Source organism: Streptomyces spinosus, from assembly GCF_020400655.1.
Taxonomy (GTDB): Bacteria; Actinomycetota; Actinomycetes; order Streptomycetales; family Streptomycetaceae; genus Streptomyces; species Streptomyces argyrophylli.
Window position 1 is genome coordinate 191295 of sequence record NZ_JAINRC010000013.1, and the last position, 15078, is coordinate 206372.

15 protein-coding genes are annotated in these 15078 nt (G+C 69.5%); all 15 read left to right on the forward strand.

What is annotated here, in order from left to right; translation table 11 throughout:
* Positions 1-4: 4 nt before the first annotated feature.
* On the forward strand, positions 5-1366 hold the full coding sequence (locus LG395_RS25245; RefSeq protein ID WP_225811329.1) for a phage major capsid protein: 1362 nt from the start codon (positions 5-7) through the stop codon (positions 1364-1366).
* A 98-nt stretch (positions 1367-1464) separates the two neighbouring features.
* Positions 1465-1905 carry a hypothetical protein gene (locus LG395_RS25250; RefSeq protein ID WP_225811330.1) on the forward strand — a complete coding sequence of 147 codons (441 nt, stop codon included), beginning with the start codon at positions 1465-1467 and terminating at the stop codon, positions 1903-1905.
* A gap of 110 nt (positions 1906-2015) precedes the next feature.
* Positions 2016-2171 carry a hypothetical protein gene (locus tag LG395_RS25255; protein ID WP_225811331.1) on the forward strand — a complete coding sequence of 52 codons (156 nt, stop codon included), beginning with the start codon at positions 2016-2018 and terminating at the stop codon, positions 2169-2171.
* A 3-nt stretch (positions 2172-2174) separates the two neighbouring features.
* Positions 2175-2540, forward strand: a complete 366-nt coding sequence (locus LG395_RS25260) for a phage tail fiber protein (protein WP_225811332.1) — start codon at positions 2175-2177, stop codon at positions 2538-2540.
* A 36-nt stretch (positions 2541-2576) separates the two neighbouring features.
* Positions 2577-3764, forward strand: coding sequence for a LamG-like jellyroll fold domain-containing protein (locus LG395_RS25265; RefSeq protein ID WP_225811333.1), 1188 nt, complete (start codon positions 2577-2579; stop codon positions 3762-3764).
* A gap of 14 nt (positions 3765-3778) precedes the next feature.
* The gene (locus LG395_RS25270; RefSeq protein WP_225811334.1) at positions 3779-4834 is read left to right on the forward strand and encodes a hypothetical protein; all 1056 of its coding nucleotides are present in this window, start codon (positions 3779-3781) and stop codon (positions 4832-4834) included.
* A gap of 2 nt (positions 4835-4836) precedes the next feature.
* On the forward strand, positions 4837-5211 hold the full coding sequence (locus tag LG395_RS25275) for a hypothetical protein (protein ID WP_225811335.1): 375 nt from the start codon (positions 4837-4839) through the stop codon (positions 5209-5211).
* Positions 5212-5216: 5 nt separating this feature from the next.
* Positions 5217-5675, forward strand: coding sequence for a hypothetical protein (locus LG395_RS25280; RefSeq protein ID WP_225811336.1), 459 nt, complete (start codon positions 5217-5219; stop codon positions 5673-5675).
* Positions 5676-6428 carry a hypothetical protein gene (locus LG395_RS25285; protein WP_225811337.1) on the forward strand — a complete coding sequence of 251 codons (753 nt, stop codon included), beginning with the start codon at positions 5676-5678 and terminating at the stop codon, positions 6426-6428.
* Positions 6415-6873 carry a hypothetical protein gene (locus tag LG395_RS25290; RefSeq protein ID WP_225811338.1) on the forward strand — a complete coding sequence of 153 codons (459 nt, stop codon included), beginning with the start codon at positions 6415-6417 and terminating at the stop codon, positions 6871-6873. The genes LG395_RS25285 and LG395_RS25290 overlap by 14 nt, the downstream gene beginning before the upstream one ends.
* A gap of 6 nt (positions 6874-6879) precedes the next feature.
* Positions 6880-7287, forward strand: a complete 408-nt coding sequence (locus LG395_RS25295; RefSeq protein ID WP_225811339.1) for a hypothetical protein — start codon at positions 6880-6882, stop codon at positions 7285-7287.
* An 11-nt stretch (positions 7288-7298) separates the two neighbouring features.
* Entirely contained in the window at positions 7299-7706 is a 408-nt protein-coding gene (locus tag LG395_RS25300) for a hypothetical protein (RefSeq protein ID WP_225811340.1), read from the forward strand.
* 144 nt (positions 7707-7850) lie between these two features.
* On the forward strand, positions 7851-11696 hold the full coding sequence (locus tag LG395_RS25305) for a phage tail protein (protein WP_225811341.1): 3846 nt from the start codon (positions 7851-7853) through the stop codon (positions 11694-11696).
* A gap of 45 nt (positions 11697-11741) precedes the next feature.
* Positions 11742-12215 (forward strand): hypothetical protein, encoded by a 474-nt coding sequence (locus LG395_RS25310; RefSeq protein ID WP_225811342.1) that lies wholly within the window; start codon positions 11742-11744, stop codon positions 12213-12215.
* A gap of 3 nt (positions 12216-12218) precedes the next feature.
* Positions 12219-15074, forward strand: coding sequence for a hypothetical protein (locus LG395_RS25315; protein ID WP_225811343.1), 2856 nt, complete (start codon positions 12219-12221; stop codon positions 15072-15074).
* The last annotated feature ends 4 nt before the right edge of the window (positions 15075-15078 follow it).

The following is a 15078-nucleotide window of genomic DNA, read 5'->3' on the forward strand; positions in this document are numbered from 1 at the left end:
CAGCATGGCAACCCCTACCATCCCGAGCAACGCCGACGAGCTGGCGGAAATGCTCCACGACCCGGCCAAGGCCGCGCCCGTCGTGGAGAGCCCGAAGGCCCTCACCGAGTTCATCGAGGCGTACGCCAACCGCACGCAGGGCGAGGGCACGGACCTGAACCGCATGGTGGCCGAGGAGACGCAGCGGCAGTTCGCCGCGATGCTCCGCGACCACGGCGCCGACGCCACCACCAAGGACGCCGCGCAGGCGATCAAGCGGCTCGACCTCGACCCGCAGGCCAAGCGCGGCGGGATGCTCACCTCCCACCGGCAGGGCACCGCCTACAACAAGGACGCCCCCGGCGCGATCGTCGACAAGCACTTCGAGAACTCGATCGACTACGTCCAGAACATCTGGCACAAGAACGCGAAGGCCGACGCCGACAAGCTCGGCGCGCTCCGCAACGCCGCGTCGTCCGTGTCCCCGGCCGACGGTGGCTTCCTGGTCCCCGAGACCCTGCGGTCGCAGCTACTCCAGCTGGCCCTGGAGAAGGCCGTCGTCCGGCCGCTGGCCACGGTGGTCCCGATGGAGAGCGCGCGCGTTCCCTTCCCGATGATCGACACCACCACCAACGCGGGCAGCGTGTTCGGCGGCATGGTCGCCTACTGGGGTGAGGAAGGCGCCGCCCTCCAGGACTCCAACCCCAAGTTCGGCCGCGTCGAACTGGACGCCAAGAAGCTCACGGGCCTGAGCGCGGTCCCCAACGAGCTGCTCCAGGACTCCATCGTCAGCTTCTCCGCGCTGATCGAGACCCTGTGGCCGCAGGCCCTCGCCTTCTCCGAGGACAACGCGTTCCAGTCCGGCAGCGGCACCGGTGAACCCCTCGGCTTCCGTGGCGCCGGCAACCCGGCCGCGGTCACCGTGACCCGCACTACCGCGAACAAGATCCAGTACCCGGACGTCGTCGGTATGTACGCCCGGATGCTGCCCTCGTCGCTGTCGAACGCGGTGTGGATGTGCGCCCCGGACGCGCTGCCGCAGCTCCTCCAGCTGTCCCTCACCGTCGGCACCGGCGGCAACTCGGTGTTCGTCGTCAACGCCGCGGCCGGCATGCCGATGAGCATCTTCGGCCGCCCGCTGATCATCACGGAGAAGGGCAGCACCCTGGGTTCCCGCGGCGACCTGGCCTTCGTGGACCTGTCGTACTACCTCGTCGGTGACCGGCAGGTCATGACCGCCGACAGCAGCACGGACTACAACTTCGGCACCGACAAGACGACGTTCCGGATCATCCAGCGCGTCGACGGCCGGCCGTGGATCCAGTCCGCGATCACCCCGCAGAACGGCAGCTCCTCCACGCTCAGCCCGTTCGTCGAGCTGAACTAACCCCCCGCGGCCGGCGGCGGCATTCACACCCCGCCGCCGGCTACCACCGGGCCGGCAGTGTCGCCCCGGACCCGCTCACCAGACGAGAGGAAGACCCCATGTCCCAGAAGGCCCTCGGGCGCCTGTTCAACTCGACCCCCGCCGCAGACGGCGTGTGGATCGCCCTCAAGGGCGCCGCGGCTGGCGTCGACTTCTCCTGCTACCTGGCGGGCGCGGTCGGCGACACGTACACGCTCCAGGAGGCGAAGGACTCCTCGGGTACGGGCGCGCAGAACCTGGCGGTCATCACCGAGTACCACACCTGCACCGGCAACGGGTCGGACGCGTGGACCCGCAGGACGCAGGCCGCGGCGGCGACCGTGACCACGGCGGCGGCTGCCACGCAGAACGCGATGGTCGTCGCGGTCGAGGGCACCAGCCTGTCGGACGGCTACCGGTACGTGAAGCTCACCAGCACCGGTGCGGGCACCGTGAACGCGATCACCCGCGACCTGCTCGCCCAGCGCGCACCGGCCAACCTCCCGGCGACCGGGGCCTGACCGTGGCTGTCTGGACGTGCGCCGACTGCACCGCACGGTATGCGGTCGGCGCCCCCCGATGCCCGCAGTGCGGCTGCAAGGTCCGCGTCGAAGACGGAAGCGAGGACGACATGGCAAAGGTCACGGTGCACGGCGGCCCGTCCGACGAGCACGCCGAGACGAGCGAGGACGTACCGGCCGGCGCCGACTCCACGCCCGCCGAGGAGCAGCCGAGCGAGAAGCCCCGCCCGGCGCGCACCCGCACGGCCAAGAAGACCCGGGAGTAGACCGTGAGCGTCGGATTCTCCACCGCGGCGGCGAACAGCGCCCTGGACACCCTGGGCAGCACGTACTCGTGGATCAAGCTGCACACGGGGGACCCCGGCGCCGCAGGCACCGCCAACACGGCGGTTGAGACGACCCGCAAGCAGGTGACCTGGGCGTCCGCGTCGGCTGCGGCGAAGGCGTCGAGCGCGGACCTGGTGTGGACGAACGTGGCGGGCAGCGAGCGGTACACGCACTTCTCGCTGTGGACCGCGTCGACCGCCGGCAGCTTCGGCGGGTCGGGGACGGTCACGGCGAACGCAGTGACGGCCGGTGACACGTTCACCATCCCCACCGGCTCCCTGACCCTGACCCTGCCCGCCGCAGCCTGACCCAACAGCCCGAGTCCAGAGAGGAGGTGACCGCGTATGTCGCAGCGTTCCGATGCGGCGAGTGACCGCGTCAGCTACACGGCGAGCCCGCCGCCGGATCCCGCGAGCGCATTCACGGTCACGCTCTGGGCCCGGCTCCGCGTGGACCGCGACGACTTCTCCACGATGGTGCGGCTGCACTCGGCATCCGGCGGGTCCACCACGGTCAACGTGGCGGGCGGCAGCAACGGGACCACCCCAGTGGTGGTGAGCCCGGGCAACACGAGCGGCATCGTCGGTACCGACTCCCTCGCGGTCGACACGTGGCGGATGATCGCCGTCACCGTGTCCGGGACCGGCGCCACCGGCGGCAAGATCTACACCCGGAGCATCGGCGGCACCACGAACATCGTCACCGGCCAGGTAAGCGGGGGCAGCACACCCGACGGCATCACCCTGTTCGGGCGCAGCCCTGGCGACGCAGGCGAGTGGTTCAACGGGGGTCTCGCCTACGTGCGGGTGTGGTCGGCGGTCCTGTCGCAGGCCGAGATCGAAGCCGAGTGGGCGTCGCCGACGATCGTCCGCACCTCCGGGGTGTGGGCGAACTGGCCACTGCTCACCAACATCAACGACGTGTCCGGGAACGGGCGGAACCTCACCGCCGGAACCACCGCACTCACCACCGAGGACGACCCGCCGCTCACCACGACCGTCACCGGATCGGCGACCGCCGCGCTCGGCGGACTCACCGCTGCGGCATCCGGCACGCCGACGGTGCGCGCCACCGCGGCCGGGCAGATGGGCGGGCTCACCGCGACGGCGAGCGGCACGCGCAAGGTCACCGGCACAGCCGGGGCCAGCCTCGGTGCGCTCACCGGGACCGCCATCGCGCGCCGCACCGTCATCAGCTCCGCTACCGCCCAACTCGGCGGCCTCACGGGGACCGCGTCAGCACCGTCCCACGTGGCCGGGTCGGGCGCCGGCGCGCTCGGCGGGCTCACCGGGACCGCGCACGGCCGCGTCCCCGGCGCCCCCGAACAGGGCTCCTGGTACGGGCTCATCGACATCCTCCGCGAGGGCGCACAGCTCGCCCGGGAGGAACGGGAACGGGACCCCGTGGCCTGCCTCGACTGCGGCGAACCACTCCGCTCCGGTCCACGCGGCGAACGCTACTGCCCGTTCGACGGATCGATCTGGGGCGCCGGCGGACGCCGCATCGGCCACGTCAGCACGGCCCGAGTCTGAAAGGAGGTGACGAGATGACGACACCCTGGTACGCGACCCGCGAGGAGATCAAAGCGGAGTTGGACGTGAAGGAGACGGCCCGCTCCAACGCCCGGATCGACCGCGCGCTCGCTGACGCCACAGAGTCCGTACACGGGCTGCTGCACCGCGTCTTCTACCCGACCGTGGCGACGCGCTACTTCGACTGGCCGGACTCCCAGTACCGGCCGTCGTGGCGGCTGTGGCTCGACAACTCCGAGCTGATCTCTCTCACCTCCGTCACCAGCGGCGGCGTGAGCATCGACCTGGCGGACGTTCTGCTGGAGCCGAACCGGTCCGGCCCGCCGTACACGCGGCTGGAGCTGAACATCGGCACGTCGGCGGCGTGGGGTGGCGGCAGCACCCACCAGCGCGACATCACCATCACCGGCCTCTGGGGCTACCGCAACGACGAAACCAGCGTCGGCGCCACGGTGGAGGCCCTGGACGCCAGCGAGACCAGCATCGACGTGGACGCCACCACCTCCGCCGCGGTCGGCGTCGGCTCCCTGCTGCGGATCGACTCGGAGCGGGTCATCGTCACCGGCCGGACGCAACTCGACACCGGGCAGACTCTCGGCGGCACCGGCCTCACCAACATCAACAACAGCGTGACCGTCACCGTCCAGTCCGGCACGGCATTCGCGGCCGGCGAGACCATCCTCATCGATGGCGAACGCATGCGAGTCGACGACATCGCAGGCAACACCCTCATCGTCACCCGCGCCTGGGACGGCTCCACGATCGCCGCCCACGCGGCCGGCGCCACCATCTACGCCCCCCGCACCCTGACCGTGGAACGCGGCGCGCTCGGCACCACCGCGGCCACCCATGCGCTCGGCGCCGCCGTCAGCCTGTGGGTGCCGCCGGGCCCCGTCCGACAACTCACCATCGCAGAGGCGCTCACCGACCTGCTCCAGGGCCGGTCCGGGTACGCCCGCACGGCGGGCTCTGGGGAGAACGAGCGGGAGACGTCTGGGCGTGGGCTCGCCGACCTGCGCACCCGCGTGTACGCGAGCCACGGGCGCAAGGCCCGGATGCGGAGCGTGTGACCATGCTCCTCGACGTCTCCACCAACGCCCGCGGCCCCATCTTCGACGGCCGCGCCCAAGCCCTCGCCAACGCCTACGTCGACCGCTACGAACGCCAGCTCGCCGAGGACGGCCTCAGCATCCTCAAGCGGGAGATGCGCGCCGTCTTCCGGAACCCGACCGGCTACTACGAGTCCCGCTGCGTCGTGGTCGACGGCCACAAGATCTGGGACAGCCGGGTCGTGTACGGGCCGTGGCTGGCCGGCGTCGGCTCCCGGAACTTCCCGGTGACGAGGTTCAAGGGCTACGACCACTGGATCAAGACTCGGCACCAGCTCAACGAGCGTAAGCGCGGCATCGGTGAGCGGCTGCTCCGCCGGTACACGGGACGGATGTGATCGCCGTGGCTCTGGATCTCACCACGTACCGGGCGCACGCCCTGTCCCACGCCCAGGCGCTGGGGCTGTTTGAGCGGGTCGTTGGGCACGAGCCCGTCTCCGCACCGGACTCGGGGCTGACCTACGCGCTGTGGGTGAAGGGCGTGCGTCCGATCCCGGCCCGGTCCGGGCTGGACTCGGCGTCGGCGCGGCTGGAGCTGAACGGGCGCGTGTTCCTCCCAGCGGACACGGAGCCGCAGGACGACGTGGACGTGGCCGTCACGACCGCTGTGGACGGCCTCATGGGCGCCTACAGCGGCGACTTCGAACTGGGCGGCACCATCGCCAACGTCGACCTCCTCGGCGCCCACGGGCCCGGCCTCGGCGCCGACTTCGGCTACGCCCGCTTCGACAACACAACCTTCCGGGTGGCCACTCTCACCATCCCGCTGATCGTGAACGACGTATGGAATGAGGTGGCATAGGTGGCCAAGTCCTCGGGCCTCGGCGACAACCTGTACATCGCGGGCTACGACGCCTCGGGCGACATCCAGGCCCTCGGCACCATCGGCGGCGGCCCCGCCCTGCTGAACATGACCAGCATCCGGTCATCGGCGTACGAGCGGCAGGGCGGCATCCGCTCGGGCCAGATCGAATACACCGCCTTCTTCAACAGCGTCGCCGTCACCGGTGCCACGCACGAGAAGCTGTCCGCGCTGCCCCGCACGGACGTCATCATGACGTACTGCCGCGGCACCACCCTCGGCGACCCCGCCGCGTCCCTCGTCGGCAAGCAAGTCAACTACGACCCCACCCGCGGCGACGACGGCATGCTCACCTTCGCCGTCTCCGCGCAGTCCAACGGCTACGGCATCGAGTGGGGCCGGCAGCTCACGGCCGGGCTGCGGACGGACACGGCGGCGACGAACGGCACGAGCATCGACACCGCGGCGGCGGCGAGCTTCGGTGGTCAGGCGTACCTGCACGTGACCGCGTTCACCGGCACCGACGTCACGATCAAGATCCAGGACAGCGCGGACAACAGCACCTTCGCGGACGTGGCCGCGTTTGCGTTCACCCAGGTGACCGCGGCGCCGGCTTCGGAGCGGATCGCGCTGGGGAACACGGCGACGCTGCGCCGCTACCTCCGCGTCTCAACCACGACGACGGGCGGGTTCTCGTCGGTGACGTTCTCCGTCAACGTGATCAAGAACGAGGTCGCCAATGTCAGCTTCTAACGTCGTCCACCTCAACCGGATCGCGCCCCGCATGGACGCCGCCGCGTACAAGACCTACGCCGTCGTCTCCCCGATCGGCAGCCACTTCCGGCGCGGCACCTGCGCGGAAACCCACTGCCCGCACTACCTCAACGGCTGGCGGACCCGCATCGAGAACCTCACCCCCGACCTGCTGCACACCGCCACCCACTCGGGCCGGCAGTACACCGTGATGCAGGTCGCCGAGGGCGAGTCGTACCTCGTCTTCCCCGCCGGGCAGCCCTGCTTCCGCGCGGCCGAACACCGGGTGCGGCTGGACCGGGAGCCGCTCTACATCGTCCGCGACGGCGACCACCGCGGGAACCCGCGGGGGACCCGAGCGCGGCAGCACCTCAACCCGGCGAACTGGGTCGAGGACTTCTCCGAGCACCAGCAGAAGCTGGCCGACGAAATCAAGAAGGGGTGATTGGCTATGGCCAAGGCTTCCGGGCTGGGACAGAGCGTCCTCTCTGTGGACGACGCGTCGGGTACCGCCCGCGCGATCAAGAACGACATCACCAACTGGCAGATGTCCACGCCGCGCGGCGTGCAGGACATCACCGGCGTCGACAAGTCCGCGAACGAGCGGCTGCTGCTGCTCGCCGACGGCTCCGTCACGCTGAACGGCGTCTTCAACGCCGCCGCCAACCAGAGCCACGACGTGTTCAAGACCGTCCCCAGCACCTCCGTGCAGCGCACGGTCACGCAGACCGTGAACGGCGTCACCCTCGCCATGGAGATGATCGCCACCGACTACCAGCTCACCCGCTCCGACAGCGGTGAACTCACCTTCTCCGTGCCGCTGTCCCTTGCGGATGGCAACGTACCGACCTGGGCTTAGGAGCGCAGCGCATGGGATTCAAGGTCAAGCCCAAGACGTACACGGTCCGCTTCGAGGAGGGCCACGAGTTCCACGGGGTCGAGGCGCGCCTGTCCGGCATGTCCTACGGCGAGTGGGAGCAGGTCACCGGCCTCGACGGCGGCGACGGCGAGACAAACGGCGCCGACTCCGTGCGCCGCTTCGTGGACCACCTCATCTCCTGGAACCTCGAAGACGAACGCGACCAGCCGCTGCCGACCACGCTCGACGCGGTCAAGGCCCTCGACCACAACCTGGTCGCCGCGCTGAACAACGCCTGGATCAACACGCTGGTCGGGGTCCACGATGCCGACCCTTTGCCCGAGACCTCCACCTCTGGCGAACCGTCCCAGGTGGCGTCCATCCCGATGGAAGCACTGTCGGAGAGCCTGGCGAGCTGACCAGAGCCCGGTACCTCCTCGGCCTGCTGGAGAGGTTCCCGGGCTACACCCTGTCCTCCCTCCTCGCGGAGGACACCGAACTCATGCGCCTCGTAGCCATCGAGCAACTGGGCGGCGCCCGCGACCAAGGAGAGGGGGTGGACGATGTCTGACGACGTAACGATCACAGTCCGGGTCAACAACCAGACCGCGGCCGGGTTCCGGGACATCAACGGGAACCTGCGCACGCTCGACGGCCGGTTCGCTGCCTCGGCGAACCAGATGCAGCGCAACGGCTCCGCGATGTCGAACGCCCTGGTCGACATCAAGGCGTCGCTCCTCTCCCTCGCGCCGGCCGCGGTGCCGGTGGCTGCGTCGCTCGTGCCGATCGCTGTACAGGCGGGCGCGGCTGGTCTGGCGGTTGGGGCGTTCGGTCTGGCCGTTAAGGGCCAGATGGGGGCGATGAAGGCCGCCAACGACGCACAGTCGAAGTACTCCGCGGCGGTGGCCAAGCACGGGGCGGCGTCCAAGGAGGCCGCGCAGGCTGAGGGCGAGTACCTGGCCCAGGTCGAGAGCCTGGACCCGGCGACGCGGAAGGCCGCCGCAGGGTTTTCGGTGCTGACGGGCCAGTTCCAGAGCTGGTCGAAGTCACTGGCTGGGGACACCATGCCGGTGGTCACGAAGGGCCTGGCTGTCGCCGGTGCGCTCCTGCCGAAGCTGACCCCGATGGTGAAGGGCGCGTCGACGGAGCTGGACCGGCTGATGACCGTGGCTGGTGGCGCGGTCAACACCAGCGCGTTCGATGCTCTGTCGAAGAAGGTGGCCGACTTCGCCAACTCGTCGCTGAAGTCGGCGACGGACGGCGCGATCCACTTCATTCGGGTCATGTCCGAGGGCAACGCGTCGGGCCCGCTGACCGAGTTCATGGCCTACGCCAAGGCGCAAGGCCCGGCCGTGAAGGAGCTGCTCGGGAACCTGGTGCAGGCCCTTGGGAACATCGCGCAGGGCGCGGCGGACGCCGGGCCGGGCCTGCTCACGATCGTCAACGCGTTCGCGAAGCTGGTCGCTTCGGTCCCTCCGGAGCTGATCGGCAACCTGATGCAGGTCTACGCCGCCTTCAAGCTGATCAAGCTCGCGGGCGCGGGGATCGCCGCGGTGGGTGGCGGCTTCACCACACTCGCTGCGAAGATCACCGCGCTTCAGGCGGCGTCGGCCGCTGCCGGCGGCGGCATCGCCGGGCTGAAGGCGGCGTTCCTGTCACTGGGGACCGCCGCGAAAGCCGGCGTGGTCGTGGCCGGTATCGCCGCGGTGGCGCTGGTCCTGACGAAGCTCTCGGAGATCGGGAAGAAAGCACCGCCGGACGTCGACCGGATGACGACGTCCCTGAGCAATTTGGGCCGGACGGGCAAGGTGTCCGGGGAGGCGCTCCGCTCGTACGGCAAGGATTTGGGCGGCCTGTCCGATGCGCTGCGCACCCTGAGCAGGCCCAGCAACCTCGACAAGACGCAGCAGTTCCTCACCAGCCTGGTCGGCATGGACTCCACGCCGGTGAAGGAGGCCAAGGAGAACCTCGACGCCGTCGACAAGGCGCTCGCGAACATGGTCCGCGGCGGCAAGGCGGACTTGGCGAAGACTGCGTTCCAGGACATTGCGAAGGCGATGGAGAAGCAGGGCCTCAGCTCGAAGGAGCTGAAGTCCAAGCTGGACGATTACAAGAGCGCGTTGGCTGACCAGGCCCTTGAGTCGAAGCTGACCGCCGAGTCGATGGGCCTGTTCGGAACGGCGGCGCAGGCGGCGGCGACGAAGCTCGATCAGCAGAAGGCCAGCGCGGACGGGTTGCGGGGCGCGATCCAAGCCCTGAACGACGTCCAGCGCACCGGGCTCGGCGGCATGATCGGTTTCGAGGCGGCCATCGACAACGCCGCGAAGGCGGCGAAGGACAATCACGGCGCGCTGAGCATGACGAACGGCGTCCTCAACCTCAACAGCGAGAAGGCCAGGAACGCCGCGTCCGCGCTTCAGGATCTCGCGGACAAGACCGACAGCGCGGCGTCCAGCGCGCGGGAGTCGGGGTCGTCGTGGGAGACGGTCAACGGGATCTACTCCCGCGGCCGATCCCAGTTGATCAAGAACGCTGAGGCGATGGGCCTGAATCGCGACCAGGCCCGGCAGCTCGCGGATCAGATCCTGAAGATCCCGAACAAGACCGCGCGCGTCAAGATGAACACCGAGGACGCGAAGGCCGGACTGGACGCCTTCAACGCCGCGGTGAAGCGGACGCCGGGCGCGAAGTCCGTGACGCTGAAGACGCTCAGCAAGAGCGCCGAGGACGTCCTGGAGTCCTTCGGGTACAAGGTCAAGCGCCTCCCCAACGGCAGCGTCAGGGTGACCGCGGCGACCGGCGGCGCGCTCGCCGGGATCCGGAACGTGGCCGGCGCGATCGCTGCGCTCCACTCCAAGAGCGTCACGATCACCACCAACCACGTCAACCGCTTCACCTCGGTGCAGGGCGGCGTGAAGGTCGCCAAACGCGACTACGCCTCGGGTGGCCTCGTCAAGGGCTACGCCGACGGCGGCGACGTCCAGAGCTTCCCGGACGGCGGCTACGTCCAGGGCCCCGGCTCCGGCACCAGCGACAGCATCCTCGCGTTCATGGGCTCGGGCGCGGTCGCCGCCGTGTCGAACACCGAGTACGTGGTGAAGTCGTCCGCCGTCAAGAAGTACGGCGTGCGCATGCTCGACGCCATCAACGACGGCCGGTTCAAGGTGGACGGATACGCGCGCGGCGGGCATCTCACCAAGGCCCAGCAGCGAGCGCAGCAGCGCGCCAAGGAGCAGGCGAAGGCCGAAGCCGAGGCCCGCAGCTCGGCGCGCGGGGACTTGACGATCTCGCACTTCGGGTGGATGGCGGGCTACCGCCGCTCCGAGATCGGCAACGCCCTCGGCAAGCCCGACAGCCTCGGCTCGCTGGTGTCGGCGCTGAACCAGTGGCGCTCGATCATTATGAAGGCCACCCACGGCAGCACCGAGTCCCGGCTGCTCAAGCAGCTCGACTCGGCTGGCCGGTCGCTGCTGAAGTGGGAGAAGCAGCTCACCAGCGTCACGAAGTCGCTGGAAGGCGCCAAGTCCAAGCTCAGCGACCTCAAGTCGGCGTCCGCTCAGCTTGCCGCGTCGGTGAAGGGTAACCTCCTCAGCAGCACGAACATCACCCGCGGCGCCGGACCGGACAGCACGGTCACGCTGGGCTCCATCCAGTCCGGGATGCGCACCAGCAAGGACAAGGTCACCGCGTTCGCAACCGCATTGAAGCAGCTCCGCGCGCGCGGCTTCAGCAAGTCGATCATTCAGCAGGTTGCTGAAGCTGGCATCGACGGTGGCGGCCTGGAGACCGCGAGCGCGCTACTCCAGGCGTCGGCGTCCGAGATCAAGACGATCAACAAGAACCAAGCCGACATCGAGAAGGCCGCCAGCAGCGCGGGCAAGACCACTGCGGACGCCGTGTACGACAAGGCGATCAAGGCGCAGGAGCGGTACGTCAAGCAACTGGAGGGCCAGCAGAAGAAGCTCCAGACCTCGATGGACAAACTCGGCCAGAAGATCGAGAAGGCCATCGAAGCCGCGTTCGGTAAGAGCGGCAAGGGCGGGAAGAAGGCCGCAGGCGGCATCGTCGGCGCCGCAGCCTCCGGCGGCCTCCGCTCCGGGCTGACCCTCGTCGGCGAACAGGGCCCCGAATTGGCCGAACTGCCCATGGGCTCCCGCGTCTGGTCCAACCCGGACACCCGCCGCAAGCTCGGCGCCGGCCAGGCGCCGTGGGCCTCGATGCTCACCGCACCCCGCCGCGCACCCGCCGCGGCAGGCGCCGCGCCGGCGGCCGGCGACGGGCAGCCGATCGTCATCCACGTCCGCATCGCCGACAAGGACTTCGGTGAGCTGTGGGTCGACACCGGCCGCCGCGCGGTGAAAACGCGCGGATCCATCGAAGCGACGCTCCGGCCGCCGCGCGGCCGGTAAGGGAGAGGAACACGAGTGCATCGCTACAAGACGTGGAACGGGCCGATGCCGACGGTGTCAGCCCAGCAGAAGGTCACCACCGGAACGAGCATCAAGACGATGCTTCAGATCGCCACGCCGTCGACCCGGCAGATTCAGCTGATCGCGTGGGGGTTCACCCTTGACGGGGTGCCTTCGTCGGCGGGGCAGGTGGAGCTGATCCAGACGGACGTGGCGGCGACCGTCACCGCGCACGTGGCGTCCGGGGTGCAGCCCCTCGACCCGAACGCGCCCGCGTCCCTGATGACGCTGGGCACGACCGGTACCGGCTACACGGCTACCGCCGAGGGCACGGTCACCGCCACCAGGACGTTCGATGCCAACCTCGTCCCGGCCACGGCCGGAGCGACGGACATCAACTACCTGTACCAGTGGATGCCCGACGAGCGCCCGATCGTCGCCGTGAGCAGGTTCCTTCGCGTCCGCGCCACGTTCGGCGGCGCCGTCAACATGAGCACGTTCATCGTGTGGGACGAGTAGCCGATGGCAGGGATCGCCGCACGGGTGATGGCCTGGCAGCGCCGCATGGGCGGCGCGTCGGGCCCCCTCGGCGCGTCCGGTGAGGCGTCCAACGGCGACCCGGTCCAGGTGGAGATGCTGGTGTCCGGGGCGTGGGTGGACATCACCGGGTACGCGCTGGTCCGTGACGACAGCGGCAACATCCAGATCACCAGTGGCATCCGGGACGAGGGCTCCCAGACCGAAGCCGGGACGTGTGCGCTGGAACTCGACAACCGCGACGGCCGGTTCTCCCCGCGGAACCCGTCCGGCGCGTACTACGGCACGATCGGACGGAACACCCCGATCCGGATCAGCGTCCCGGATGGCCTCGGCGGCAAGAGCTACCGCATCTGGGGGGAGGCGTCGGAGTGGGCGCCGAGCTGGGACCAGTCCGGGACGGACGTGTGGACGGACCTGTCCGCGAACGGCATCCTCCGCCGCCTCGCACAGGCCCCCGCACCAGAACACTCGGTCATCTACCAGGCCATCACGAACCCGCAGCCGTCAAGCGTGGTGGCGTACTGGCCGTGCGAGGACCCCACAGGGGCGACGTCCCTCGCGTCCGGGCTGACGACCGGCTCCCCGATGACCTGGACCGGCGTTCCAACGCTCGCCAGCTACAGCGGCTTCGCGGCGTCGGACCCGCTGCCCGACCTCACCAGCGCCACCCTGTCCGGCGGCGTCCCCAAGTACGACGACCCCGCCGCGACACAGGTCCGCTTCCTGGCCTACATCCCCGCGGCCGGCCTGTCGCTGGGCAAGGTCTTGGTCGCGATCGACCAGCTCGACTACAGCCCCGGCAGTAGCCAGTTCTGGGAGGTGTACTACGACACCGGCACCAGGTCGTTGACGATCCGCACGTGCGCGAGCGACGGCACCGTCCTCGGCGCCGAACTCCCACACGACCTCGACGTCCGCGGACGGCTGCTGTACGTCAGCGTCGAGCTTCAGGAGGCCGGCGCGAACATCAGCCGCACGCTCCGCCTCAAGGACGTCAACACCGGGCAGACGTACACCGTCAGCGACACCGTGTTCGTCACTCAGCTCGTCCGCGTCACCCGCGTGCAGTTCGGGCCCGCCTCCCGCGCCGTGTCCGGCGCCGCAGGAACCTCGAACCTGCCGGGCGTCGCGATCGGGCACGTGACGGTGGAGAACGCCATCACGCCGATCGACGCGCTCGGCGTCCGCCTCAACCCCATCGGCGAGCCCGCCGGCCGCAGGATGCAGCGGCTGTGCGACGAAGCCGGGATCGCATTCACCTGGGTCGGCGACCTGGACGACACCGTGCCGATGGGCGCCCAGCCCCGGCAGAACCTGATCGACAACCTCCGTGAATGCGCGCTCGCTGACGGCGGCCTGCTGTACGAGTCCCGCGCGGGGTTCGGGCTCGGCTACCGCACCCGCGCCAGCCTGTACAACCAGGACCCCGCGCTGGTGCTGGACTACTCCGGGGGCCAGCTCGCGCAGGTTCCGGTACCGGTGGAGGACGACCGCTACATCCAGAACAAGGTCACGATCACCGTCAACGGGGTGAGCGCCAGCTACGAGGAAGCGAGCGGGACGCTGGGGACCGGGCTGCCCCCGGCCGGGGTGGGAACGTATGGGCAGGAGTACACGCTCAACCTGTCCTCGTCGGACTCGGCGACGCTGCGGGATCAGGCGGCGTGGCGCGTTCATCTGGGCACGGTGGATGAGGCACGGTTCCCGCAGATCAGCGTGAACCTGGCCCACCCGTCGATCAGCCCGGATATGCGGCGCGCGGTCCTCGGCGTGCGTCTCGGTGACCGCGTCCAGATCGTCAACCCGCCGGCGTGGCTGCCGCCTGACACGATCGACCAGCTTGTCCTCGGCACGTCGGAGACGATCACCCACTTCGAGCACCGGCTCACCTTCACCTGCGCGCCGGCCAGCCCGTACAGCAGCATCGGCGTGCTGGACGCGGCGGAGACCCGGATCGACACGGACGGCTCGGAGCTGGTCGCCGCGATCGGTTCCAGTGACCTGAGCGTGGGTGTGCAGCCGTCGGCCGGGGCCACCGTGCTGTGGACGAAGGACCCCAACGACTTTCCGCTGAACATCCGGGTGGGCGGCGAGGTCATGCGCGTGACCAGCATCAGCGACCTGGCCACAGACACGTTCACCCGCACAGTGGCCAGCGGCTGGGGCACCAGCGACAGCGGGACCACGTGGACGACGAGCGGCGGCACCGCAACGGACTACTCGGTCGGCAGCGGAGTCGGCGCGCATCTCCTGGCCACCGTCGGACTGTCACGCCGTAGCGTCATCCCGGCCACGATCAGCGATCTGGACGTGTACGTCAGTGTCACCGCCGATCAGCTGGCGACCGGCGCGCCCCTGACGGGCGGTCTACTGGCCCGGTACGTCGACTCGGAGAACCTGTACTCGGCGCAGCTGCAATTCACGACGGCCAACGCGGTCACCCTGCTGGTGTTCAAGCGGGTCAACTCGGCCGAAACCGCGTTCGGTACGTACACGATGCCCGGCGTCACATTCGTGGCCGGCACCCTGTATCGGCTCCGTTTCAAGGTCGTTGGGTCGCTACTGCGGGCGAAAGTCTGGGCGGCGTCGGACGTTGAGACGCCGGAGTGGCAGGTCACCGCGACCGACACCGAACTGACGGCGCCCGCCGCCGTGGGTGTCCGGTCGCTGTCTCTGGCTGGTAGCACCAACGCCAGCCCGACGATCCGGTACGACGACTTTCAGGTCGTCTCGCCGCAGACGTTCACGCTCGGCGCGCGCAGCATCAACGGCGTCGTCAAGGCCCACAGCGCGGGCGCTGACGTCCGTCTCGCTACCCCTACCTACCTCGCCCTGTAAGGAG